Raw genomic sequence first — 24,879 nt, forward strand, 5'->3', positions numbered from 1 at the left:
TATGGTTTTAAGACCGACTTTAAATATAAATTTACTTCTTCTAAAAGCAACCTTGTTATTTTGGCTGGTAACCTGTTGTTATACCTTATCAGCACAAACCGTTAGAGGCTATGTTGAAAATCAACAAGGTCTTGGTGTTGCTGAGGTTAGTTTGCTGCTAGATTCAACGCTAATCGCAAAAACGGATATATTAGGAGTATTTAGGCTTCCTGATAGTTTAATAGCTCCAATACAGCTTGTTCTGAAACACCCAAACTACGAAACGAAGACCGTTCGTTTAAGTACACGCCATACGATAATTCAGTTACTCCCTTTAGAAAATAGACAGCAACTTAATACTGTAGTAATTTCTTCAATTTTCCAAAAGGAAAGTCAGGTTATCATTCCTACCACCAAAATCAGTTCAAAAAAGATCGAAGCCTATAGCCCGGTTAACCTTGTTTCTGCGCTTAATGAAATACCAGGTGTTTATATACAAAGTGGCGCTTTAAATACCAATAGAATGGTAATCAGGGGTGTGGGGTCTAGAACCCTTTATGGCACCAATAAAATTCGAGCATATTTTAACGGTATTCCCATAACCAATGGTGCCGGAGAAACATCCATCGATGCTTTTGACCCTGAAGATATTGCCAATATCGAGGTGGTAAAAGGGCCTAAAGCAACCCCTTACGGAAGTAATTTGGGTGGGACTTTAATGCTAAATACCAAACAAGCCACCGTAGGAGAAACACACTTTTCTAACAATTTTACCATGGGAAGTTTTGGTTTACTTAAAAATAGAATCACTTTTGGTACAGCTGAAGAAAAATTCAATTTGCACCTTAATTATGATCATTTAGAATCTGATGGGTTTCGTGACAACAGTGCTTACCGAAGAAATGCGGTGCTTTTAAATACTAATTACAAGTTTAATGAGAAAAATGAGTTGGGCTTACTTATAAACTACACCAATTATTTTGCACAAATCGCCAGTTCTATAAGTCAATCAGATTTTGAAGAAGATCCTTCACAAGCAGCATACACCTGGGAAGCCGCGCAAGGCTATGAAGACAATGACCAAATTTTAATAGGTTTAAATTACACCCATCGATTTACCAACCGCTTTAGCAATACGACTTCGGTGTTTTATTCTTATCTCGATCATTATGAACCGCGACCATTTAATATTTTAGATGAATATACCAATGGATATGGTGCACGTACACTTTTTGTTCAGGATTTTGAATTTCTAGATGACACCTCAAGTTTAAGTTTTGGTGCCGAATTATACGCCGATGAGTACCGTTGGAAAACACTTGAAAACCTATATGAATTGCAGCCTGGAAACGGTAGTGTAGAAGGCGATTTACTAAGTGATAATTTAGAAAAACGTCATAGCCTCAATCTTTTTGCTACAACAACTTTAGTGCTTACAGAAGCTCTAAAAGTACAGTTGGGTCTTAATATGAATAAAACCAGCTTTTCGTTTTTAGATTATTATCATGTGGCTGAAGACAATGCTTCCGCTGATCGCGATTTTGACCCTATTTTGGCCCCAAATGTGAATGTTTTATATCAATTTACACCAAATTTAGAGGTTTATGCGAATTTTAGTGGTGGTTATAATTTTCCTTCAATAGAAGAAACCTTAACCCCAGAAGGGCTTATTAATCCTGATTTAGGACCAGAAACAGGCTATAATTATGAACTGGGTAGTGAACTTTATATTTTTCAGAAGCGTTTACGTATGCAAGTTTCAGCCTATCTGCTTGATATTGATAATTTATTAGTAGCTAATCGCGTAGGTGAAGACCAATACATCGGAAGAAACGCTGGAAAAACAGAACATAAAGGGGTGGAGTTTTCCATGTCATATACTCAAGAGTTTAATAACAATTTAATGCTTCAGCCTTATCTGAATGCTGAAATAACAGATCACAGATTTATAGATTTTGTTGATGGTAACTCAAATTATTCTGGTAATGAACTTACCGGTGTGCCTGATCATAAAGTCAATGGCGGGCTCCAATTCGGCTTAAATCATGTCAGCTTTGATACCAATATGTTATACGTTGGAGATATGCCCATGAACGATGCAAACACTTTGTATTCTGATCCTTATACCGTTTTTAATGTGAAATTCGCTTATAAAAACAAACTCTCAGAGCGTTTTAATGTTGAGGTGAATGCTGGTATCAATAATTTCACTGATGAAACTTACGCGGCTTCAATTTTAATAAACGCCGTTGGTTTTGGTGATTCAGAACCACGTTACTATTATCCGGGTGCACCACGTAATTGGTTTGGTGGGATTAAAATTCGATATGAATTATAAGACTAGTATAATTCAGGTTTTAAATAGTTTTAGAGTGCTGATTTCAGGTGTTTAATAGGGTTTGTGTTGGGTGTTCTAAAAAGTATTGACTCTTTCCCAAAAATATCAAGAATCCCTATAATATGTATAGAGCTAACACTTTGTGTGTTACGGAACCTATTTCTTCCTAAAAGCTTTTAGTTTAGTATTAAACTAAAACATATACTATGCAAATTATATTTGAATATCATGATGTAGATACTAGCAATGCTCTAGAAGCTTTTGCTAAAGAGAAGCTAGAAAAATTAGGCGAGAAATACGATATGATTATTCGTGCCGATGTTTTTATTAAAACTGAAAATACAACTTCAGACGAAATTGGGAAAATCTGTAATATTAGATTAAGTCTTCCAGGTCCACGTTTATTTGCAGAGGCCAGTCATGACGACTTTAGAAACGCTGTTTCAGAATCTATAAATGAATTAGAGCGTCAATTACGCAAGCGGAAAGAAAAGATGAAAACCTATTAATAAACTTAAATCAAAAACAATATGAAATCAAATAAAGTATTAGGACTCGCCAAGTTGGCGACCTCAGGAAGAAAAACAAAAATTTTTTTAACAGCAGTTCAATTAGGCCTATTGACTTACTATTATTTTCAAAGTAAAAAAGAAAAGTCCGAAGATTCTCAGGATAGAGAAGTTGCAGGCCATAGTGCAAAGGTATACGGTTAAAAAAAACGTACCTAATCTAAAATATAGAAGCTTTCTAAAAACGAACACTTAGTCATGTCGTGTTCATTTTTAGAAAGCTTTTTTTATACTGTTGTGGTGACACCAGCGTAGTATGAAGGAGTACTTGATTCAAAATAAAAGCCCTGAAAACGTTTGTTTTCAGGGCTTAATGTGGAGTCGGAGAGAATCGAACTCTCGTCCAAACAAGTAACCAAAGGGCTTTCTACACGTTTATTCTTTTCTTGGGTTTTCGATTATAAGCTGGTTAAAGACAACCTATTTATAACTTATCTTCTTTAGTTTCGAAAGCAAATCGAAGCGCTTCACTTTCTATATTGACATTTACGATGCCTCAAAATGGAACGCCGTCAATCAAGGCTTTCCGGAGACATAAAGCTTGTACACCTTGTGTACCTAGGCTAATTCTACTATAATTCGAATTATGCAGCTAAAGCGTAGTTATTCTCGCCGTTTAAAAGTTGGTCTAGCCTTTTACGTGTTTCAATGCCATTACACGACGTGCTTACCGTTCAATTAATCTCGCTGTCAAAACCAGTCGACCCCATTATATTGAAATAGTAATTTTTATTTTGGCGCCTGCCTGCCGAAAGGCAGGTTTCCCTTCCCGACAACTATTGGGAGGAAAAAGGATGCCGCTGCAATCCTTAACGCGGGCGGCAAAGTTATTAAAAAACTTCTTACTGCCATTAAAAACCATTACTAATTGTTCAAAAGCTATGCCAAATTAGCGGTTGTCAGGTTGAAATGAGGAGTCTTGTTGATGTTTAGCTTTGAATAAATAAAAAAAACCAGCTTAACATTGTAAACCACATCAGTATATAAATGAGTAAATTAGTAGAAGTCTAACATACGATCTAAAGTATTTTTTAAACAAGATTTTTATGAATCAGTTAAAAATCGCCATTATCAAAGAACGGAAAACCCCACCCGACCGTCGCGTGGTGCTTTCGCCTGAACAATTATTGGCTGCTAAGCAACGCTTTCCTCAGACTGTTTTTAAGATAGAAGCTTCCAATATTCGTGTGTTTTCAGATAAAGCTTACCAAGAAGCAGGTTTTGAGGTTATCCATAATATCGCCGATTGTGATGTGATGATTGGTGTTAAAGAAGTTCCGGAGGAAGCTCTTATTCCGAATAAAACCTACTTGTTCTTTTCTCATACCATAAAAAAGCAAGCACATAACCGTTCACTTTTAAAAGCAGTTTTAGATAAAAACATCACGCTTATCGACTTTGAAACCATGGTGAACAGTCAAGGAAAGCGTTTACTTGGTTTTGGTAAATACGCCGGCATTGTTGGTGCTTATAACGGATTTAGAACCTGGGGCTTAAAATATAATACTTGGCAACTGCCTAGAGCAGGTGAGTTAAGTGGTAAACGAGATTTATTGAATCATTTAAAAAAACTAAAACTTCCAAATTTAAAACTATTAGTTACAGGAAATGGGCGCGTGGCAAATAGTGTGCAGGACATGTTAGACGCCATGCCTATAAAATCAGTTTCTGTTGATGCTTTTTTAAATAAAACTTTTCACGAGCCCGTATATTGTAAAATTCACGTCGTGGACTACTACAAACATAAAGCCGGCACTGTGTTTAATAAGGTACATTTTTATGAAAATCCGCAAGATTATGAATCTGATTTCATGAAGTTTGCTCGGGTAACAGATGTATTGTTTACGGGTCATTTTTATAGTCAAGGGGCGCCGTATTTTTACACTAAGGAAGATGTACAATCATCAGCATTTAATATTAAGGTCATTGCTGATATCAGCTGTGATGTTAACGGTCCTATAGCTACAACCCTTAGAAGCTCTAATATTGAAGCGCCAATTTACGGTTATGACCCAGAAACAGGTAAAGAAACCAATTTCAAGAATAAAAATGCTATAGCAGTGATGGCAGTTAGTAACCTACCCTGCGAACTGCCAAAAGATGCGAGTCTTGGTTTTGGTGAAGTTTTTTTGCAAGAAATCTTACCGGCCTTTTTTAATAACGATAAAGATGGTATTTTGCAACGGGCAAAAATTACCGAAAATGGTAAACTCACACCAAACTTTAAACATCTACAAGACTTTGTAGACCACCAAAAACGATTTTAGGCGTAACTAAGACATTTAAAATGAAAACAGCTTTAGTCACCGGAGCCGCTTCCGGATTAGGATATGAATTGGCTATTTTATTAGCCAAAGACCATTATAAACTCATATTAGTAGATGTAAATCCTGATACTTTAGCGCAAGCGAAAACAGACCTGCTTAAAGATTTTGATGTTGAAATTGTGACTTTAGTAAAAGATTTAGGTGTGCCCAATGTGGCTGTAGATATCATGAATGAAATTGATAATGCCCCTATTGATGTGCTTATAAATAATGCAGGGTTTGGTTTGTTTGGTACGTTTGTAGATACAGATTGGGAGCGCGAATCGGCTATGTTACACGTGCATATTTTAACCGCTACACACCTAACCAAACTGGTCTTAAAAGGTATGGTAGAACGTGGTTCGGGTAAAATTTTGAATATGTCTTCTTTAGCAGCATTCCAGCCAGGACCATTAATGTCTATTTATTATGCTTCCAAAGGCTATATGCTATCTTTCTCTGAAGCCATTGCCAACGAATTAAAAGGAACTGGTGTTACGGTAACAGCGGTATGTCCAGGGCCAACGCAAACCTCTTTTCAGAAAACCGTTTCAGAAAATACAAAGGAGAATAAAATTAAATTCAATATGGGTACGGCCAGTGAAGTGGCTGCCTATGGTTATAAAGCCATGCTTCAAGGAAAATCTTATGCTATTCCGGGGGCTTTTAATAAGTTTTTAGCCATTTTACCGAGATTTCTACCAAGAAGAACAGCGTCTCATATTGTGAGAACCATTCAGCAAAAAAACCGCGAAGATTAATATTCCCTTGAGGGGATTACAGGGGTGTCCAGCCCTTCATGGGTTACCGAGGAATGTCCTCAATAAAGATTTTTTTTACGGTTATAGTGCAGTGTTAAGAAGTGTTTGTTTTTATTCATGCAGTTGCACAAGGGATTGCAGCGGCATCCTTTTTTGTGCCAAATGTTAAGTTGAATTGAAACTTAATTAATAAATAAAGCTGAACTATAGAAACAGGTTTAGCACAAAAAAGATATAGCGGAAAGCGCGGTTTTTAAGGTGTTGTGCATTTACTAACAGCTTATGGCTGTTTTCTTTAAAGTTTAAACCTTAAAAATGTGCCCAAAAAATCAAATCCTAAAAAGACCACCAAAAGCCACAACGCGTTGTAAGTAAAAGAAGTGTTGAGAAGCCCTGTCGGTAGGATGCTGTGTCGTTCGAATATCACTCATATTAATGTAGCCGCCTTTCATGTCGAGCTGCATAAAAAAGTGTTTATAAAAAGTGAAGTTAATGCCGGCGTGAGCTGAAACTCCAAAACCTGATAAGTGAAAATCATCATAGCGATCTTTTTTTAATAAGGTCGAATTGGTTTTTGGTAGCAGGATACCTCCAGCTAAGCCTTCGGTAAGGTTAATTTGAAATTTATCGGTATTTGGTAATCCTAAGAACTTTGAAATATCGTCGTAGCGCGCAAATTCAGCGTAGATATAGTTGAGGCCGTCAGTATGTTCAAACTGTAAAAAGTTTTTCGAGATAAAAACGGCGTCGTTGTTGTATGTGCCGTTAAAAACGGAACCTATGTCAGAGTCTGGTAAATCTATATAACCATCAATGTTTTTGGTCTGATTGTTATCCATGACATACTTCATATGGTCTAAACCAATAGAAACTGTGTAATTGTTTGAAACGAAATAACCGAATTTAGCATTGGTTTGTGGTATGGTCATCCGTGAAGGGTTTACGTAATCAATATGCCAACCTTTGGGTTTATCATGTGCGGTAGCATCTTTTATGGTGAAATCGTAATCGTTGCCTTTAAAATGGATGTCTGATTTTGAATAGGATTCACGGTTTCCGCCCCAGCTAAAAAAGAATTTTCCTTTGTTAGTGGCGGTATATTTTGCAGCTGTTTCTTGACTTATTAGGTTGAGAGAACAGAATAATAGGGCTAAGCCTAGAACAGGTTTTAGGGTCATGTTAATGGGGCACAGGGTATGTCAACGGTAAATTAGAAAGCGTTTACCGTTTTTCTAATGGCTACTAAATGCGTTAAAAGTTGCTCCAAATTATCTAAATGAAGCATGTTAGCGCCATCACTTTTTGCATTTGCAGGGTCGAAATGTGTTTCTATAAATAAGCCGTCCACGTGGTTTACAATACCAGCTCTAGCAATGGTTTCAATCATATCTGGTCTACCACCGGTAACGCCAGCCGATTGATTAGGTTGTTGAAGTGAATGGGTGACATCTAAAACCGTAGGTGCGTATTCGCGCATGGTTGGGATGCCTCTAAAATCTACAATCATATCTTGGTAGCCAAACATGGTACCACGATCAGTAATCCATGCTTTGTCGCTTCCAGAATCTTTCACCTTTTGAACGGCGTGTTTCATGGCTTCCGGACTCATAAATTGGCCTTTTTTCAAGTTGACTACTTTTCCTGTTTCGGCTGCAGCTACGACTAAATCGGTTTGGCGCACTAGAAAGGCAGGAATTTGCAACACATCAACATATTGTGCTGCTAAAGCGGCATCAGAAATTTCATGAATATCGGTCACCGTTGGAATATCAAAGGTGTCAGATACTTTCTTAAGGATTTTTAAGGCTTTTTCATCGCCAATACCGGTAAAACTATCAATACGACTGCGGTTTGCTTTTTTAAAACTCCCTTTAAAAATATAAGGGATTTCTAATTTGTTAGTGATTTCTACTACTTTTTCAGCAATACGTAATGCCATTTCTTCACTTTCTATAGCACATGGGCCACATAGTAAAAAGAAATTGTTAGCGTCGGTATGTTTTATTTTTGGAACATCCTTAAGATTCATAGTCTTAAATTTTAGGCTGCAAAGTTACGTATTAAATATATTTATTTCGACTATTTTATTGACTCTGGATTGAACTCTTGAATACGCTTCAAAAATTAAGGTTTTGCTCTTAAAAAGAAGATTTAACTTGTACAAAACATCAACTTGAAACCCTTTTATTATATTCTGTCATTTAAACAAATGATCATCAGATGAAAAGGCCTTTTTAAAATAAAAAACAAAAAATCAATTTTCGATGAAAAAAGAGTACCTTTGCCGCTCAAAATAAGGCACTATTTATGGCTAATATTAAAAACATTGCAATTATTGCACACGTAGATCATGGAAAAACTACGTTAGTTGACAAAATCATGTACCATTGTCAATTATTTCGTGAAAACGAAAACACAGGTGATTTAATCCTGGATAACAACGATTTAGAGCGTGAAAGAGGGATTACAATTACTTCTAAAAACGTTTCTGTTATTTATAAGGACACAAAAATTAATATCATTGACACACCAGGTCACGCCGATTTTGGAGGTGAAGTGGAACGTGTTTTAAACATGGCCGATGGTGTATTATTATTGGTTGATGCCTTTGAAGGACCAATGCCACAAACGCGTTTTGTACTTCAAAAAGCGATTGACTTAGGTTTAAAACCATGTGTGGTTGTAAACAAAGTTGATAAAGAAAACTGTACGCCAGATGAGGTACATGAAAAAGTTTTCGATTTAATGTTTGAATTAGGTGCTGAAGAATGGCAGTTAGATTTCCCTACCGTTTACGGTTCGGCTAAGAACAACTGGATGAGTGAAGATTGGCAAAAGCAAACTGAAAACATCGAGCCGTTATTAGATATGGTTATCGATCATATTCCTGCTCCAAAAATTCCTGAAGGGAATACCCAAATGTTAATCACCTCTTTAGATTTCTCTTCTTTTACAGGAAGAATAGCTATCGGACGTTTAACACGTGGTGAATTAAAAGTAGGTCAAAATATTTCTTTAGTGAAACGCGACGGAAGTATTGTAAAAAGTAAAATTAAAGAACTTCACGTTTTTGAAGGTTTAGGCCGTATTAAAGTTGACGAAGTTCAAACTGGAGATATTTGTGCTATTGTTGGATTAGAAGGTTTTGAAATTGGTGATACCGTTGCAGATTTTGAAAATCCTGAAGGTTTAAAAACCATCGCCATTGATGAGCCAACAATGAGTATGTTGTTTACTATTAACGATTCGCCTTTCTTTGGTAAAGATGGTAAATTTGTAACATCACGTCATATTAAAGACCGTTTAACTAAAGAGCTTGAGAAAAACTTAGCTTTACGTGTTAATGAAACCGATAGTGCTGATAAATTCATGGTTTTTGGTCGTGGGGTACTGCATTTATCTGTTTTAATTGAAACGATGCGTCGTGAAGGTTACGAGCTTCAAATCGGGCAACCACAGGTAATCATCAAAGAAATTGATGGTGTAAAATGTGAGCCGGTTGAGGAAATGACAATTGATTTGCCTGAAACAGTTTCTGGAAAAGCGGTTGAAATGGTGACTATGCGTAAAGGTGAAATGTTAAGTATGGAAGCTAAAGGTGACCGTATGGTTTGTGAATTCATCATTCCTTCAAGAGGGATTATTGGATTAAGAAACCAATTATTAACGGCTACTGCTGGTGAAGCGATTATGGCACACCGTTTTAAAGAATACCAACCATTAAAAGGAGGTATTCCTGAACGTCAAAACGGATCATTAGTATCTATGGAAAAAGGACAAGCGATTCCTTATTCTATTGATAAATTACAAGATCGTGGTAAGTTTTTCGTTGATCCAGGTGAAGATATTTACGAAGGTCAAGTTATTGGAGAAAATTCTCGTGGTGATGATATGACGGTTAACGTAACAAAAACTAAAAAATTAAGTAACGTACGTTCTTCTGGAGCTGATGATAAAGCTAAAATTGTTCCGGCAATTAAATTTTCATTAGAAGAAGCTTTAGAATACATTCAGAAAGATGAATACGTAGAGGTAACACCAAACTTCTTACGTCTTCGTAAAATCTATTTAACTGAAGTAGATCGTAAAAGAAATAAAAGTATATAAAGATGACATTTTTAGGAATCTCTTGGGTAGAGTGGCTAGGTTATTTAGCTAGTGCTGTCCTTTTAGTTTCCTTTTTAATGAAATCTGTTGTTAAATTACGAATAGTAAACTCCGTTGGATGTTTACTATTCGTGTTTTATGGCATAGCCTTAACGCCGTCTTCCTTACCCATTATCATTACTAATTCAGCGATAATGTGTATTAACTTCTACTACCTCTTCCTTAAAAAAAATTAGCACAATTACCTTTAAACGGTTTAATGTGTGCGCTTCTCTAAGAAATCATGTCAGTTTAAATGATTTTGTATATTTGGTTACACATGCTTTGATGAAAGTAGATTTGTCATCAATAAACAACCAAACCATATATTAATTGAGGGAATTAATAGACTATATAAATAGCAAGGTTTTAGAAAAAATTGCTTCATTACAAATATTTGCCGTACTCACTAGAATCGTAGCAGGTTTATTAACTTCTAAAGCTATTGCGGTATTTATAGGAGCCGAAGGTTTAGCTTTAATTGGAAATTTAAGAAACTTTGTAACGGCCTCTCAAACGACTGCTTCTGCAGGGCTCTATAAAGGCATTGTGAAATATATTGGGCAGTTCAAAGACACGACCTCCGAACTCAGCCGAGTAATCTCCACCACTTTTTACACCGGCTTTATAACCACTGTGCTGGTTTGTTTGTTTTGCTACCTGAATGCCAACTGGATTAATGATCTTATTTTTCCAAATTATAATGACTATGCTTATGTGATTCGGATTTTTGCTGTGGCACTTCCTTTTTACATCTTAAACATGTTTTCATTTTCGATAATAAACGGGTTTTCTAAGTATAAAATCTTAATTGTTATCAATATTATTGGTCAGCTTTTAAGCGTTTCAGTAACGCTCATTCTTATTTATCAAAACAAGATTGACGGGGCATTAATTGCTGCTGTAATTTCAGAGTCACTCATATTTTTAATCACCTTAGTCGGAATTATAAACCGCCGCAGTTTAGTTCCTCTTATTAAAGCAAGCATGTTTAGTTTTGATATGTTGAAAAAAATGAGAGTGTATGCCCTTATGGCTTTATTTACATCGGTTTTGTTGCCTTTTGTTGCTATTGCTATACGCACACATATTATTGAAAACATTGGTTATAAAGATGCTGGTTTTTGGGAAGCCATGACTCGTATTTCTAAGTATTACTTGATGTTTGTGAGCTCATTAATAGGCTTGTATCTCTTGCCTAGGTTTTCAGAAATAAAGGATAATAAAGAGTTTAGAAGCGTTGTTTTTGGATTTTATAAAACAATTGTTCCTTTTTTAAGTATTGGGTTGATTCTTGTTTATTTTCTTCGGAAATATATTGTGCTCATCGTTTTAACTCCCGAGTTTCAGCCTGTAGAAAACTTATTCTTATGGCAATTGCTAGGTGATTTTGTAAAAGTCTTGGCCTTGGTTATCGCCTATCAGTTTTTAGCTAAAAAAATGTTCTGGCATTATGTGCTTACTGAAGCATTTTTAATCATTACACTTTATAGTACGAGTATATACTTTATCAACTTATATGATAACATAGAAGGGGCAGTCATTGCACATTTTGTGAGTTATGTGATGTATTTTAGTATAATTTTGCTCATCTTTGGAGGCTCCCTTTTTGGTCTTGATGGAGGGAAAGCCGAAGAAACAAAACTAAAGTCTTAAATTTTAATGTTTAAAGGATTACTTAGTAAGCTTAAATCTAATGAACTTATTCAAGTCGCATCTGTAAATTCTTTAAGTGTTTTTGTACGTTTAGTTACAGGTTTCATCAGTTCGAAGTTTACTGCAATCTTTATCGGGCCTTCCGGTATGGCTATTACGGGGAATTTAGTTAACTTTTCTCAGTCGCTTGAAAACTTATCGTCTCTTGGTTTTAAGAACGGCATGATTAAATTCGTAGCTGAATACAAGCAGGATGAGAGTCGTTTCAAGACCATCGTTTCTTCCGGTTTTATTGTCGCACTTTCAATTGGTTTTTTACTGGGAATTGCTTTGTTTGTTTTTGCGAAACCTCTAAGTGCGTTCGTTTTTAATTCAGACCAATATATCTACCTCTTTAAAATTTCGGCATTTATTATGCCCTTCCTAACGGTACAAGTGTTTTTCGTAGCACTACTTAATGGCTTAAAAAAGGTGAAGGATTTGGTGCTTATTAATATTGTATCTTATATCTCTTCAGCGGGAATGATTGTTTATTTGATGAGCATCAATCAGCTAAAGGGCGCTTTATTAGCTATAGTGCTGACGCCTTTAGTGTTGTTTTTATCCTTGTTTTTAAGGTTCAATTTGTTTTTGAAACTTTGTCAAAGTATTTCGATTTCATCAGTTTCTAAAGCCTTTTTTTTAAAAATTTTATCTTTTTTTTCAATGACCCTGTTTTCAGGAATCATGATGCCCTTTATTTTTGTAGTAATAAGAAACTATGTGATTAACCATGTGGGAGTTGACGAAGCTGGATACTGGGAGGGCATGCGTAAGATCTCAAATTACTTTATGCTCTTTGTGTATACCTTGTTTCAAATGTATTTGCTGCCATCACTTTCAGAAAAAAATGCACTGCTCAAAAATGTTGTTTCGCACTTTTATAAAATGGTTTTGCCTATAGTACTTATTTGTTTTTTAGTGATTTATCTTTTAAAAGTGTTTATTATAAAGCTAGTACTTACTGATGCCTTCTTGCCAATGCAAGAGCTCTTTTTATGGCAATTAATTGGTGATTTTTTCAGAATTATGTTTCTTACCATTTCTTATCAATTTTTAGCAAAAAGAATGGTGGGTTTATATATGGTTTGTGAAGCTATTTATATGCTTTTAATTTATTTTTTAAGCATTTATTTTATAGATAACTTTGGTCTTGTAGGTGTCGTGAAAGCCCATGCATTATCCTGTTTTATCTACCTGTTTGTATTATTATTTGTGTTTAGGAAAACACTTTTTACACCCCAAGTTTCTACGATTCATGAAGCAGATGAAAAAGAATAATATTAAATTATATGGCACTTACTTTTTGCCTATACTCGTAGCTTTTGTTTTTGAGTTGTTGTTTAGTAGTATCTATATAGAACGTGTTTATAATGTTTTAGAAAATATTTTATTCGGATTTATTCTGTTGTTACCGGTTCAACTGCTCAACGGGCATAAGTTTCAAAAGGCCTGTTTAAAACTCATGTATTTAATACTTGTTTTTACGGTATTTTTTGAAACAGGGTATTACTTGATTTTTAATGCCAAGTTCAATGCGTCTTCTGTGTTTATCTTTTCACAAACTAATTATACCGAAGCCAAAGAGTTTTTATCTTTTTATTTAGATTATAGGGTCTACTTGTTATTATTTGTGCTTGTTGTGATTTCGCTCGTGTTTCTCAAAACACTAAAAAAGACCGCCACCATTAGTTTTTTAAATGCTGGTAAATCAAAAATACTCATAGCTTTTGCTGTATTGTTGAGTTCTCTTGTACTTGTGAGTTACACCCGGAGAGAAAACCTGCCGTTTATTGTTGGGAAATCTTTTTATGATTTGAATAAGGATTCCTATTATAGTGATTTAGATGCTTATAAAACGAAATTCGGACCTTTTGAAACGATACCATCTCAGGTAGCTAATGATTCTAAAGAAACTATTGTGGTTGTTATTGGTGAATCAACAAGCAGACGTCACCTTGGTCTCTACGGATATGAACGAAATACAACCCCCTTACTGAATATTTTAAAACCTGAGCTAGTGGTGTATGACAATGTTATTAGTCCGCATGCACTTACCGTTGAAACTCTTAAAAAGGCGCTGACTTTAAATGTAGATGATGCAAATGGAACCATTGTGCAGTTGTTAAATAGGGCAGACTATAAAACCTTTTGGTTGTCTAATCAAAATCCAATTGGCTTGCATGAAAGTTTTGTGTCTAAAGTGGCTAATGCTAGTGATAAAACGGTGTTTTTAACGGCAGCGCGGTTTATGAATAATAAAGTTTACGATGAAAATCTGAATGTCCATCTGGAAAAAGCTTTAGCAGATAAAGCCAAAAAGAAGGTCGTATTTATTCATCTGCAAGGCACGCATTTCGATTATAAATATCGATACCCTGAAAGTTTTGAGGTGTTCCGTGGTGCTACTGGTACTAAGTTTCAAAGTGACAAGGCCAATCAGGTGATTAATACTTATGATAATGCTGTTTTATACAATGATTTTGTAGTGAGTTCATTTGTTGAAACGCTTAAAAAGAATGAGAAGCATAGTGCCTTACTTTATTTTTCAGACCACGGAGAAGAAGTGTATGACAGCATGGAGTTTGTTGGGCATACCGATGATGTAGGTTCGTTGCCCATGTTTCAAATCCCTTTCATTTTATGGCAGTCTAAGGACTTTAAATCTACTCATGAATCGCGGTTTGAATTTAATCCTAAAAGACCATACATAACAGAAGGATTATTTCATAGTATAGCTGATTTATGTGATGTAGAATCTACATTTGTAAATCCTAAAAAAAGTATTTTTAATTCTAACTTTGTTAAGCAAAAACGCATCATCTTAAATAATAAAGATTATGATTCGTTATTATTAAAAGAACAGAAAACCCAATTTAATTGAAGATGAAGATTTGTATTGTGACGCCATCATTAGGTTTGGGTGGGGCCGAGCGCTCTGCAGCAATACAGTCTGTCATGTTCTCTAATTTGGGCTATGAGGTGCATGTTGTCACCATTACTGATATTATTAATTACGACTATGCTGGTGCGCTTTTTAATCTTGGAGCTTTTAAGGATAAACGGAATTCTGTTTTAAATAAAGTGAAACGGAGTATCATGCTTCGGAAGTATTTAAATACACATCAATTTGATTTTATAGTGGATAACAGAATGCGAACCAATGGCTTGTTTAATGAGGTGTCGGTTTGCAAATATGTTTATAGAGGTTTTAAAGTTGTCTATGTGATTCATAGTTCGGCTTACATCAATGATTTCAAAAATAGTCCTGTCATCAATGAGTGGTTACTTCAGGACGCCTATCAGGTTGTTGCGGTTAATCCTCGCTTATGTGAGTCCATCAAATCCCTGTATAAAAAACGAGGTATTATTTGTGTTGAAAATGCTGTTGATTTGGAAGCCGTGCATAGGGCTACACAAAGTGAGTTTGACATAGACTACCCTTATATCTTGTATTGTGGCAGGTTAGACGAGCACTGTAAAAATATAAGCTTATTGATAAAAGGTTATGCAAAATCTCAAGTGTACAATTCAGGGGTTAAGTTGATAATCTTAGGTGATGGTTTAGAAAAGCCGTTGTACGAACAAATGGTGACCGATTTAAATATAACTGAACATGTGGTGTTTAAACCTTTTACCAATAATCCTTTTGTATATATGAAACAGGCTATCTGTACAGTGTTAACAAGTTTGTACGAAGGTTTTGCTCTGGTTTTGATTGAGTCGTTAGCCACAGGAACACCAGTAATAGCTACTAATTGTGAAACTGGGCCTTCAGAAATTATTAATCATAATGAGAATGGTTTGTTGTTGGATTCTTATGACGATACGGTTTTAGCTGATGCCATAAAAAAGATGGTGAATGACCAAGAGTGGTACCAGCAAGTTAAAGCAAATGCCTTAGATAGTGTGGCTAAGTTTAGCAAAGATGCGATATCGAAAAAATGGCAAATGGTTTTTGAGAAAGTCTAGATCGTATAGCCTTTAGTTAAAAGCACTCAATCTGATGTTTAATAGGTTTAATGTATGTTTCAATCGTGAAAATAGAACTAAAGTCAGCCGATTGCTATTGAGTAAAAATATTTGCTTGTTGTTTAAATTGCTCATGTCAATTTTATCCCTGTAAGCCTCAAATTGTTCAAAGTTTTTTGCCAATTTGTATTGTATGGCAAAGGCAAACCGGTTGTAATCCAGGTATTTTTTTAAGGACTTGTTGGTTTTTGCATAAGCATCATACTGGTCTAAATTTATAAAACGTCTCAGGTTCGTATTGGAGTGCGAGATTCTGTTTGTGGCATCTAGATGATGAATCGCAGTTGGTGTATTGTGAAACGCTACCGGATATTTTAGCGCGGCACGCATCCATAAATCAATGTCTTCACCAGCTCCCATGGTGATTTTAGTGTCAAAACCATTAAGGTTATTAAAAACAGCTTTAGGCATGGCTACCGCCGAAGTCCAAGCGACACAGTTAACAATACTGGCATCAAAATAATCTTTCACGATGCCTTTCCAGTTAGGGGCTGTGGGTAGGTTGTTATATTTCGAAGGGTTTAGGGATTTACCTTCTTTTTTATAATAGGCTTTGCAATAGAGTCCGCAATCAGGATATTCTAAAAACAAAGCTTTTAAATCTTCCAAATGTGTGGGGTACCAAGAATCATCGGCATCTAAAAAAACAATACGCTCGGCACGCGCTTTTTCTACACCAAAATTTCTCGCAAAAGCGACACCTTGATTTTGTTTAGTGTGAAGTGTAATGCGTTCATCAGAAATGGCTTGCACTTGACTTTCGCTGCCATCTGTAGACCCATCATTTACAACAATAATTTCAAAATCTTCAAAGGTTTGATCTAAAGCGCTTTCAATGGTGCTTTTAATATGATGCGCTTTGTTATAAAGCGGAATAATTATAGAAAAAAAAGGCGCATCACTCATATTAACCATTTAAGTCTTTGTAGCAGATAAATGTTAGTTTATAAAGCTGCAACAGCATCATGTTTGGTCTATCGCTAAGCATATTTTTTTCCATGGAAGTACCAAATAATTTAAAGCATAAACTGAGTAGGTAATTCAGTTTAAATTTTTTTAAAGATACAAAAGTAGATAATAATTTATTCTCGTGGTTGTCCATTTTGTGTTGCTTTTGCAACCAAATTAGGGCCAAAACACTAGCTTTTATTTTATTAAAATAAATGGTGTTACTTTCTAATCCCAAGTGAAAAACTTCGTTGTTTATATGGTAAACCTTTGCGTTTTCTTCTTTTAATAACGAAGCAATATAATTATCGGTGCCATAAGTTTTGATGTCTATTTGCTTATAAACCTGATTAAAAATGGACTTTTTAATCATAAAATTGGCCGAAATAATCACTTGATACGGATTTAAATTCCGCTTTTTTGCATCAACTTGTTCAAAGTTTTTGCCGTAAGTCCATCGTAAAACCGAGTCACCCTCTGGCTTTTGGTCTTCATATGCAAAACCACCAAATACCGCATCGTAGTTATTGGGGATTTCGTCCAGGTAATTTTTTATAAACGCGCTTGATTTAGGAATGACATCAGCATCTAAAAACAGGAGCCAGTCAAAGGTTGCGTTATCCGATAATTGTTGTCGGGCAGCAGTACGGCCAACATTGGAGTTGGCGTAAATGTACTTACTGTGCTTAAGACTTTCAAGAGTTGTTTTGTTTTCTGTAGTAAATCTTTCAGAATGATCATCAAAACAAATGATTTCAAAATCAATATCGAGGCTGATTGCTTCTTTGTGAAGGGTTGTTGCAAGCTTTGAGATATTGTAGTTATAAACTGGAATTAAAATTGAAATCATAATTTAGAAGCGACTAAAACCGTTTCAGGTGATTTGAATCCGTTATAAAAATCGGCTTCCGGATTATTAAATGATTTTATAGCGACTTTAAAACCAGCAGCTTTCAATCGTTTTTTTAACCCTTCCGCAGAATAAATTCTTACGTGGTCATGCTGACCGAAGTATTTTTCTCTGTCTTGAGGTGAGGTGATATTATCATCCTCATAAATATCACCATCTTTAAAAGGTGTTTGAATAAAAACAGTTCCTGTCTTTTTTAAAACACGATAGAGTTCGCTCATAGCCTTGGAGTCATAAACAATATGTTCTAAGATATGATAACAAATGATGGTGTCAAATTTTTCAGATTCCTGATTAATATTTGTAATATCAAATTTATAATCGGCAATAAATTCATTTTCAAAATCTGAGCTATAATAGTCTAGGGTATCTGTGTTTTTTAAATTACGAAACAAGCTTCTTGAAGGTGAAAAATGCAGCATTTTACCCGTTAAATGCTCTTGTAAAAGTATCCAAAGGCGTCTGTTTCTAGAAATGCTTCCGCAAAACGGACAAAGTAAATCGTTGTTTTCTAAAGTAATAAATTGCTTGATTTGATGACTACAAACAGGACATTCGTGTTTATTTCCTTTGTAAAAAGCAGCATAAAATTTACGAATAAAAAGTTCGTTTTTGTGTAAAAAACGTTTAGGTATTAGTGTTTTTATGTTCTTTTTAAGCGTGTTGTACATATGTTATCCGCGTCTTTGCACCACTTCAAAAATAGCACTATCCTCACATTTTAAGGTTTTACTAGGGTATTTTAGTAATAAAGCATAATCGTGAGTAGCCATTAAAATGGTGTTGCCGTTTTTGCTAATATCTTGAAGTACTTCCATGACCTCAATACTGGTTTGCGGGTCTAAATTACCTGTAGGCTCATCGGCAAGAATAAGTTCTGGGTTGTTAAGTAGTGCTCTAGCAATCGCTACACGCTGCTGTTCACCTCCCGAAAGTTCATAAGGATATTTAAAACCTTTAGTTTTCATGTCAACCTTAGTTAAAACCTCTTCTACACGAGCATTCATTTCTTTTTTGTCTTTCCATCCTGTGGCTTTTAAAACAAATATGAGGTTGTCGTTTATGGTTCTATCGGTAAGTAGCTTAAAATCTTGAAAAACCACGCCGAGTTTTCGTCTTAAAAACGGAATGTCTCTTTCTTTAAGTGTTTTTAAATCAAACTCTACAATATGACCTTCACCCTTTGTAAGGGGTAAATCACCGTAAAGTGTTTTCATAAAACTACTTTTTCCTGTTCCTGTTTTACCAATAAGGTAAACAAAATCACCTTTATTAACTTCTACATTAACATCAGAAAGAATCAGGTTTTCACCTTGATATATCGAAGCGTTTTTTAATTCTAAGATAGGGTTAGACATGAAATAAGGAAATAATTTTTAGTGTTGTAAATGTATTACTTATAAGTGAAACCTTAAAACGTTTAAAACTTTTGTTTATTTCGATCAAGAAATATCATTTAATAACTTGGTTTATAATTATACGTAGATTTTTGCGTTATGTTTCTTGTATTAAATATCTTTGAGTTTCAATTAAAACCAAACTATTAATGACTAAAAAAAATATACTGTCACTTTTAGTGGCGCTAACTTTTAGTTTACAAATCATAGCCCAGGAGTCTGCCATTTACACAAATCCGCTGGCTGATTATCAAAAAGCACTTGCTTTATATGATAATCAGGTATACGGGGCGGCACAAAACTTATTTCAAGAAGTCAAGAAAACCACCAATGAACATAGTGTTGCAGGCGATTGCGCGTATTATGCGGCAAATTGTGCCATTCGACTCAATCAGCAAAATGCCGAGCAAATGGTTGAAGACTTTGTAGAAGACTATCCAACGAGTACTAAACGAAACACCGCTTATCTTGATGTGGCTAATTATTACTACGATCAAGCCAAGTATGCCTATGCCAGAAAATGGTACAATAAGGTCGATGTTGGGGCTTTGAGTTATGCAGAACAAGAAAAGTATAACTTTAATAGGGGCTATACAGCCTTTTTAACCAAACAATATCCTGATGCTAAAAAATATTTAAGCAAAGTAGAAAGCTCTCAGGAATATGGCTCACAAGCGAAGTATTATATAGGTTATATGGCCTACCAAGGCGATGATTATGATGAAGCTACAGCATATTTTGACCAAGTGAGTAATCAAGAACGTTACCAAGAAAAGATGTCTTATTACCAGGCAGACTTAAATTTTAAGCTTGGTAATTTTGAGAAAGCCATCGATTTGGCTAAAGGAAACTTAGATTCTAGTACATCAGAAGAAGTTTCTGAACTTTCAAAAATCATAGGTGAAAGTTATTTTAATCTTAAAAAATATCCTGAAGCCATTCCGTATTTAAAAGCCTATGAAGGCAAAAAGGGGAAGTGGAATAACACCGATTACTATCAGTTAGGCTATGCTTATTACATGCAGAAGGATTACCAAAATGCGGTTTCTGAGTTTAATAAAATTGTAGAAGGTAATAACTCAGTGACACAAAACGCTTATTACCATTTGGGTGAAAGTTATATTAATTTAGACAAGAAACAAGAGGCTTTAAACGCATTTAGAACGGCCTCGTACATGAATTTTGATGCAAAGATTCAGGAAGATGCTTGGTTAAACTACGCTAAAGTTAGTTATGAAATTGGAAATCCATACGAATCGGCACCACAGGTTTTAACTGGCTACTTAGATAAATATCCCGATTCGGCACATACCGAAGAAATTCAATCACTTTTAATTGACTCCTATATTACCTCTAAAAATTATAAAGAAGCACTAAAATTACTAAAAAGTAATAATAGTTATGAAAGTAAAGTCGCTTACCAAAAAGTGACTTTTTATAGAGGATTAGAATTATATGACGAAGGACAATACGCTGCTGCAAAAGAAATGTTTACGAATTCTTTAAGCGAGCCAAGAGATCCAAAATACACGTCTCGAGCCACCTTTTGGCACGCCGAATCTGATTATAATTTAACCAATTACTCTGAAGCGCTTATCAGCTTCAAACAATTTGAGCAACAAGCGGAGTCGGCTGAAGCCCCTGAGATTAAGAACCTCGATTATAATATGGCTTATACTTATTTTAAGCTGAAAAAATATGAGCAGTCTGCCGAGTATTTCAATCGTTTTGTTTCAGGGGGAACCGGTGATAAGGCAAGGCTGAATGATGCTTATCTGCGTTTGGGTGATGCTTATTTTGTGTCAAGTAATTACGATGAGGCCATTTCAGCATACGATAAAGCTATTAATATTAACGAAATCAATTCCGATTATCCAGCATTTCAGCGTGCTATGAGTATGGGTTACGCGGGGAGTGCTTCAAAAAAAATAAATGCTTTAGAGCAGTTTATCAGTGATTATCCGAAGTCTAAATTGCGTGACGATGCCATGTATGAATTAGGAAATTCTTATGTCAAAGAAAATAATATCGATAAAGCCATGACGGCGTACAATGCCCTAAGCGCAGAGTATCGCATGAGCTCATTTGTGCCAAAAGCCTTATTGCGTCAAGGTTTAGTGTATTATAACGCTAGTGATAATGCTAAAGCATTAACTAAATTTAAAACAGTAGCCAGCGATTACCCTGGAAGTCCAGAGGCAGTTCAAGCCGTTTCTACGGCGCGTTTAATTTATATCGATATGGGTGAAGTTGACCAATATGCGACTTGGGTGAAAACACTCGATTATGTTGAAGTGACAGATGTAGATTTAGATAACGCGACTTACGAAGCTGCAGAAAAACAGTATTTAGATAATAATACAGAGAAGGCTATAAAGCAATTTAACGAGTACCTTAGTCAGTTTCCAAGAGGTTTAAATGCGCTCAATGCTCATTTTTATGTGGCACAATTATACACCAAACAAGGGCTGCCTGATAACGCATCATCACACTATAAATATGTTGTTGATGCGCCGCAAAGCCAGTTTTCTGAAGAAGCTTTAATGAAATTAGCGCAATACCATCTCGATAAGAAAAGTTGGAATGGAGCAACGCCACTGTTGTCACGACTAGAAAACGAAGCTAGCTTTCAGCATAATGTCATTTTCGCACAGTCAAATTTAATGAAGGCCAACTATCAAATGGCGAATTATCAGCAAGCAGTCGCTTACGCGGAAAAAGTACTAGCGAATCCAAATATTGATGCTAAAATTCAAGGAGATGCGCATATTATTATCGCGCGTTCAGCCATGAAAACTGGTGATGAAGCCAAAGCGAAAGCAGCTTATCAACGTGTTGAAAAGGTGGCCACAGGAGAAACTGCGGCTGAAGCTTTGTATTACAGTGCTTACTTTAAAAATGCAACAGGTGATTTTGAAGGCTCTAATGTTGAGGTTCAAAAATTAGCCAAAGACTTTTCAGTGTATAAATATTATAGTGCGAAAGGCTTGGTGTTAATGGCAAAGAACTTCTATGCCCTTGAAGATGCCTTCCAAGCGACTTATATTTTAGAAAGTGTCATTCAAAATTTTTCAGAGTTTGATGATGTCGTTATACAGGCTTCAGAAGATTTAGCACTAATTAAGGAAGAAGAGTCTAAAACCAATGCCTCAGTTCATTCAGAAGATTAAGCCCATGATTCATAAAAGTAAATCTATACCAATGCGAAAGCACATTCAAAATATATTTTTAGTTCTAGTCTTATTAAACATCACGATTGGTTTTTCTCAGCGAAAAGAAAACGACACCTTAGAAACAGGTGTTATTGATGTGGTAAAACCTTATGTTCCTACAGTTTCTGATGCTTTTAAAGTTAAGGAGTCTCCTGCTCTAGATGATGAAACGACCGATACTAAAAAGGAGATTCAATATAATATCTTCTCGTTTCCTGTAGCCTCTACATTTACACCTTCAAAGGGTAATGCAGAATTACTTCAAAGAAAAAAACGTGAAAAACTATACGATAATTATGCCTCTTTAGGTGGCGGAAGTTTTCGAACGGTTTTGGCTGAAGCTTACGTGAGTAAAATGTTAAGTAGAAGCGAAAGTGTAGGCGGGTATTTGAGTCATCACTCCTCTAAAGGAGGTATTGAAGACGCTTTGGTGCCTAATAGTTTTTCAAACTCTAAGATTAACCTAAACTACAATTCTCAATTACGTGATTTGGCTTGGGGTATTGAAGGTGGTTTTCAGCACCAGTATTACAATTGGTATGGTATTCCAGAGCCCATTGCCAGTGATGATATTTTAGTTTATTACTTGGATGTAGGGCATTCGTTTTATGATGGGTTTATTGGCGGTGATGTGACTTTTGAAGATTCGTACCTCAAATCAGGAAACGTGTTGATGCGTCGTTTTTTCGATAATAATGGTTCTACCGAAAACAGAATTGTTTTAGATGGTCAGTTTGATATTCCCATTAGTTACTCTGAAGTGTCTACCACTTTTAAATTTGATTATTTAAGTGGTGATTTTGATAGGTCTTATAATGTTGATGAACTTTATGAGTACAGTAATTTTCAAGCGACTATCGCGCCGACGTTTGAGTTAAATGAAGGGGACTTTTCTTTTAATTTAGGGGCTGCAGTAACTTATTTTAATGACACAGTAGCTGGTGAAGGTAAGTTTTACTTCTACCCAAATGTATTGGCCTCGTATCAATTTGTTGATGGTTTACTAATGGCTTACGGTGGTGTAACCGGAGAATTGCAGCAAAATAGTTATCGTGATTTTGCTAACGAAAACCCGTTTGTTTCACCTACATTAACCATAGCACCAACCAATCAGGCTTTTAATGCTTTTGTGGGGGTAAAAGGAAAGTTGGCTAGTAATGTAAGCTACGATGTGAGCGGACGCTATATTTCTGATAAGAATAAAGCGCTTTTTAAGGCAAACACCATTAAAGATATTTCGGGAAGTCGTGATTATGAATACGGAAACTCATTTGGAGTGGTTTATGATGATGTGACGGCATTTGGGATTTCCGGTGCTTTGAATGTAGACTTAGTTCGTAACCTAGAACTGGGGCTGAAAGCAGAATATTTTATCTATAACACCGATGCTGAAGCTGAAGCCTGGAATTTGCCTTCACTTAACGGGTCTTTGTTTGGTAATTATCAAATTGATGAACACTGGTTTGCTGGAGCGAATATCTATTTTATGGGACAGCGCAAGGATGAGAAAAGTCTAGAGTCTACAGGAAGCGAAGAAACCGTTGATGTTGATGGGTATTTTGATATTAATATCCATGGTGGGTATCATATCAATGACCAATTATCACTTTTTATAAAAATGAATAACCTTACGAATAATAAATACCAAAGATGGCAGACTTATCAAGTGCAACCGTTCCAAATTCTTGGCGGTGCCACTTATAAATTTGGAATCTAAAGGGGGTATAAACGACAGTAAATATTAGAAGGCGCTTTTGTAAAGCGCCTTTTTTCATAGCTTGTTATAAGATGATAAGCTGTTTTTATACTTCAAGATTAAATTAAGAAGCTACGGTAAGCCGTGCCAAATAATCAAAATGTTCACCTTCTTGAATAAGTTCACAATTTAACCCCACAGTTTCACAAGCTAAATTCAAAGTGTCTAGGTCTAAATACAGCCATTTCATAGCCTCTTCTTTTTCTCCTTTATAAGATAGAAAGTAATCGAGTTCACCATAATAGCCTGCATTCATGTCCATCCAATAGCCGCCATCTTCATCTTCATACATGTATTTGATGTCTGATGAATCGATTAAAATTTGTCCGTTTGAATTTAATAAACCTTTTAAATGCTTTAAGTGAGTAGATATTTGAGAGGTTTCTTGAAAAATACCAGTACCATTCATTAAAAGCAATATGGTATCGAAAGTTTCCGTTTCGTCCAATAGGCTATGTAATGCGGTATGTTTCACGCCACGTTTTTTTGCAACATCAATAGCGCCTTCCGAGACATCGATGGCTTTTACATTAAAACCTTTTTTCTGTAGATATAAACTATGAGAACCAGCACCCGAACCCACATCTAAAACTAGTCCTTTGGTTAGCTTTAAGGCCTTCTGCTCTAACTTGGGCATGTCTTTAAACTCGCGAAACAAGTAGGGCAGTGGCAAGCTGTCTTCATCAGAAATATTGGTTGATGTGATGAGGTCTTCAGTGTAATTACCGTTTTGGTAATCTTGTAAAGCCATCCCGAAAAGGTCTTTCATAACTCTTATTTTTATTACGCAAAGATACGTAGAGTCGCAAAGGTGGAGCGTTAAGAATGAA

General features: G+C 35.6%; 19 protein-coding genes and 1 other RNA gene. 12 read left to right on the forward strand and 8 right to left on the reverse strand.

What is annotated here, in order from left to right:
• The first annotated feature begins 1 nt into the window (after position 1).
• From F6U93_RS07275 to F6U93_RS07285, 3 genes are all read left to right on the forward strand, one after another.
• The gene (locus tag F6U93_RS07275; RefSeq protein ID WP_150938331.1) at positions 2 to 2,317 is read left to right on the forward strand and encodes a TonB-dependent receptor family protein; all 2,316 of its coding nucleotides are present in this window, start codon (positions 2 to 4) and stop codon (positions 2,315 to 2,317) included.
• Between the two features lie 206 nt (positions 2,318 to 2,523).
• The gene (hpf, locus tag F6U93_RS07280) at positions 2,524 to 2,826 is read left to right on the forward strand and encodes a ribosome hibernation-promoting factor, HPF/YfiA family (protein WP_150938333.1); all 303 of its coding nucleotides are present in this window, start codon (positions 2,524 to 2,526) and stop codon (positions 2,824 to 2,826) included.
• A gap of 21 nt (positions 2,827 to 2,847) precedes the next feature.
• Positions 2,848 to 3,030 carry a hypothetical protein gene (locus F6U93_RS07285; RefSeq protein WP_150938335.1) on the forward strand — a complete coding sequence of 61 codons (183 nt, stop codon included), beginning with the start codon at positions 2,848 to 2,850 and terminating at the stop codon, positions 3,028 to 3,030.
• A gap of 169 nt (positions 3,031 to 3,199) precedes the next feature.
• On the opposite strand, the gene ssrA is transcribed toward F6U93_RS07285, so the two are convergent.
• Positions 3,200 to 3,594: a transfer-messenger RNA gene (ssrA, locus tag F6U93_RS07290) on the reverse strand.
• 338 nt (positions 3,595 to 3,932) lie between these two features.
• Here ssrA and F6U93_RS07295 point away from each other — a divergent pair.
• Together F6U93_RS07295 and F6U93_RS07300 are read left to right on the forward strand one after the other, a co-directional pair.
• Entirely contained in the window at positions 3,933 to 5,153 is a 1,221-nt protein-coding gene (locus F6U93_RS07295) for an NAD(P)-dependent oxidoreductase (RefSeq protein WP_150938336.1), read from the forward strand.
• 20 nt (positions 5,154 to 5,173) lie between these two features.
• The gene (locus F6U93_RS07300) at positions 5,174 to 5,953 is read left to right on the forward strand and encodes an SDR family NAD(P)-dependent oxidoreductase (RefSeq protein ID WP_150938338.1); all 780 of its coding nucleotides are present in this window, start codon (positions 5,174 to 5,176) and stop codon (positions 5,951 to 5,953) included.
• A gap of 329 nt (positions 5,954 to 6,282) precedes the next feature.
• Here F6U93_RS07300 and F6U93_RS07305 read toward each other — a convergent pair whose 3' ends face one another.
• Together F6U93_RS07305 and kdsA are read right to left on the reverse strand one after the other, a co-directional pair.
• The gene (locus tag F6U93_RS07305; protein ID WP_150938340.1) at positions 6,283 to 7,131 is read right to left on the reverse strand and encodes a hypothetical protein; all 849 of its coding nucleotides are present in this window, start codon (positions 7,129 to 7,131) and stop codon (positions 6,283 to 6,285) included.
• A gap of 32 nt (positions 7,132 to 7,163) precedes the next feature.
• Positions 7,164 to 7,982 (reverse strand): 3-deoxy-8-phosphooctulonate synthase, encoded by an 819-nt coding sequence (kdsA, locus tag F6U93_RS07310; protein ID WP_150938342.1) that lies wholly within the window; start codon positions 7,980 to 7,982, stop codon positions 7,164 to 7,166.
• 278 nt (positions 7,983 to 8,260) lie between these two features.
• Between kdsA and typA the strand changes: the two genes are divergently transcribed.
• The 5 genes from typA to F6U93_RS07340 all read left to right on the forward strand — a co-directional run bounded on the left by typA (position 8,261) and on the right by F6U93_RS07340 (position 15,766).
• Positions 8,261 to 10,060: a translational GTPase TypA gene (typA, locus tag F6U93_RS07315; protein ID WP_150938345.1), complete on the forward strand. Its 1,800-nt coding sequence runs from the start codon at positions 8,261 to 8,263 to the stop codon at positions 10,058 to 10,060.
• Positions 10,061 to 10,432: 372 nt separating this feature from the next.
• Positions 10,433 to 11,755 carry an O-antigen translocase gene (locus F6U93_RS07325; RefSeq protein WP_150938349.1) on the forward strand — a complete coding sequence of 441 codons (1,323 nt, stop codon included), beginning with the start codon at positions 10,433 to 10,435 and terminating at the stop codon, positions 11,753 to 11,755.
• 6 nt (positions 11,756 to 11,761) lie between these two features.
• On the forward strand, positions 11,762 to 13,075 hold the full coding sequence (locus F6U93_RS07330) for an O-antigen translocase (RefSeq protein ID WP_150938351.1): 1,314 nt from the start codon (positions 11,762 to 11,764) through the stop codon (positions 13,073 to 13,075).
• A complete protein-coding gene (locus tag F6U93_RS07335) occupies positions 13,062 to 14,678 on the forward strand; it encodes a sulfatase-like hydrolase/transferase (RefSeq protein WP_191963469.1) in 1,617 nt (538 codons plus the stop codon). Before F6U93_RS07330 ends, F6U93_RS07335 begins: the two co-directional genes overlap by 14 nt.
• A gap of 2 nt (positions 14,679 to 14,680) precedes the next feature.
• Positions 14,681 to 15,766 (forward strand): glycosyltransferase, encoded by a 1,086-nt coding sequence (locus F6U93_RS07340; protein WP_150938355.1) that lies wholly within the window; start codon positions 14,681 to 14,683, stop codon positions 15,764 to 15,766.
• 12 nt (positions 15,767 to 15,778) lie between these two features.
• Here F6U93_RS07340 and F6U93_RS07345 read toward each other — a convergent pair whose 3' ends face one another.
• The 4 genes from F6U93_RS07345 to F6U93_RS07360 are packed head-to-tail and all read right to left on the reverse strand — an operon-like array spanning position 15,779 to position 19,042.
• Entirely contained in the window at positions 15,779 to 16,732 is a 954-nt protein-coding gene (locus F6U93_RS07345; protein WP_191963470.1) for a glycosyltransferase family 2 protein, read from the reverse strand.
• A 1-nt stretch (position 16,733) separates the two neighbouring features.
• Positions 16,734 to 17,624: a glycosyltransferase family 2 protein gene (locus tag F6U93_RS07350; RefSeq protein ID WP_150938357.1), complete on the reverse strand. Its 891-nt coding sequence runs from the start codon at positions 17,622 to 17,624 to the stop codon at positions 16,734 to 16,736.
• Complete coding sequence (locus F6U93_RS07355; protein WP_150938359.1) at positions 17,621 to 18,355, reverse strand: methyltransferase domain-containing protein; 735 nt, start codon at positions 18,353 to 18,355, stop codon at positions 17,621 to 17,623. Before F6U93_RS07355 ends, F6U93_RS07350 begins: the two co-directional genes overlap by 4 nt.
• A 3-nt stretch (positions 18,356 to 18,358) precedes the next feature.
• Positions 18,359 to 19,042 carry a cell division ATP-binding protein FtsE gene (locus F6U93_RS07360; RefSeq protein WP_150938361.1) on the reverse strand — a complete coding sequence of 228 codons (684 nt, stop codon included), beginning with the start codon at positions 19,040 to 19,042 and terminating at the stop codon, positions 18,359 to 18,361.
• Positions 19,043 to 19,230: 188 nt separating this feature from the next.
• On the opposite strand from F6U93_RS07360, the gene F6U93_RS07365 reads away from it, so the two are divergent.
• A complete protein-coding gene (locus F6U93_RS07365; RefSeq protein ID WP_150938363.1) occupies positions 19,231 to 22,251 on the forward strand; it encodes a tetratricopeptide repeat protein in 3,021 nt (1,006 codons plus the stop codon).
• A 4-nt stretch (positions 22,252 to 22,255) separates the two neighbouring features.
• Complete coding sequence (locus tag F6U93_RS07370) at positions 22,256 to 24,010, forward strand: porin family protein (protein ID WP_225312608.1); 1,755 nt, start codon at positions 22,256 to 22,258, stop codon at positions 24,008 to 24,010.
• Between the two features lie 103 nt (positions 24,011 to 24,113).
• Here F6U93_RS07370 and F6U93_RS07375 read toward each other — a convergent pair whose 3' ends face one another.
• A complete protein-coding gene (locus F6U93_RS07375) occupies positions 24,114 to 24,818 on the reverse strand; it encodes a class I SAM-dependent methyltransferase (protein ID WP_150938365.1) in 705 nt (234 codons plus the stop codon).
• Positions 24,819 to 24,879 lie beyond the last annotated feature (61 nt).

Origin of the sequence: Pseudotamlana haliotis, from assembly GCF_008806375.1 — a bacterium.
In the GTDB taxonomy this organism is placed as follows: domain Bacteria; phylum Bacteroidota; class Bacteroidia; order Flavobacteriales; family Flavobacteriaceae; genus Pseudotamlana; species Pseudotamlana haliotis.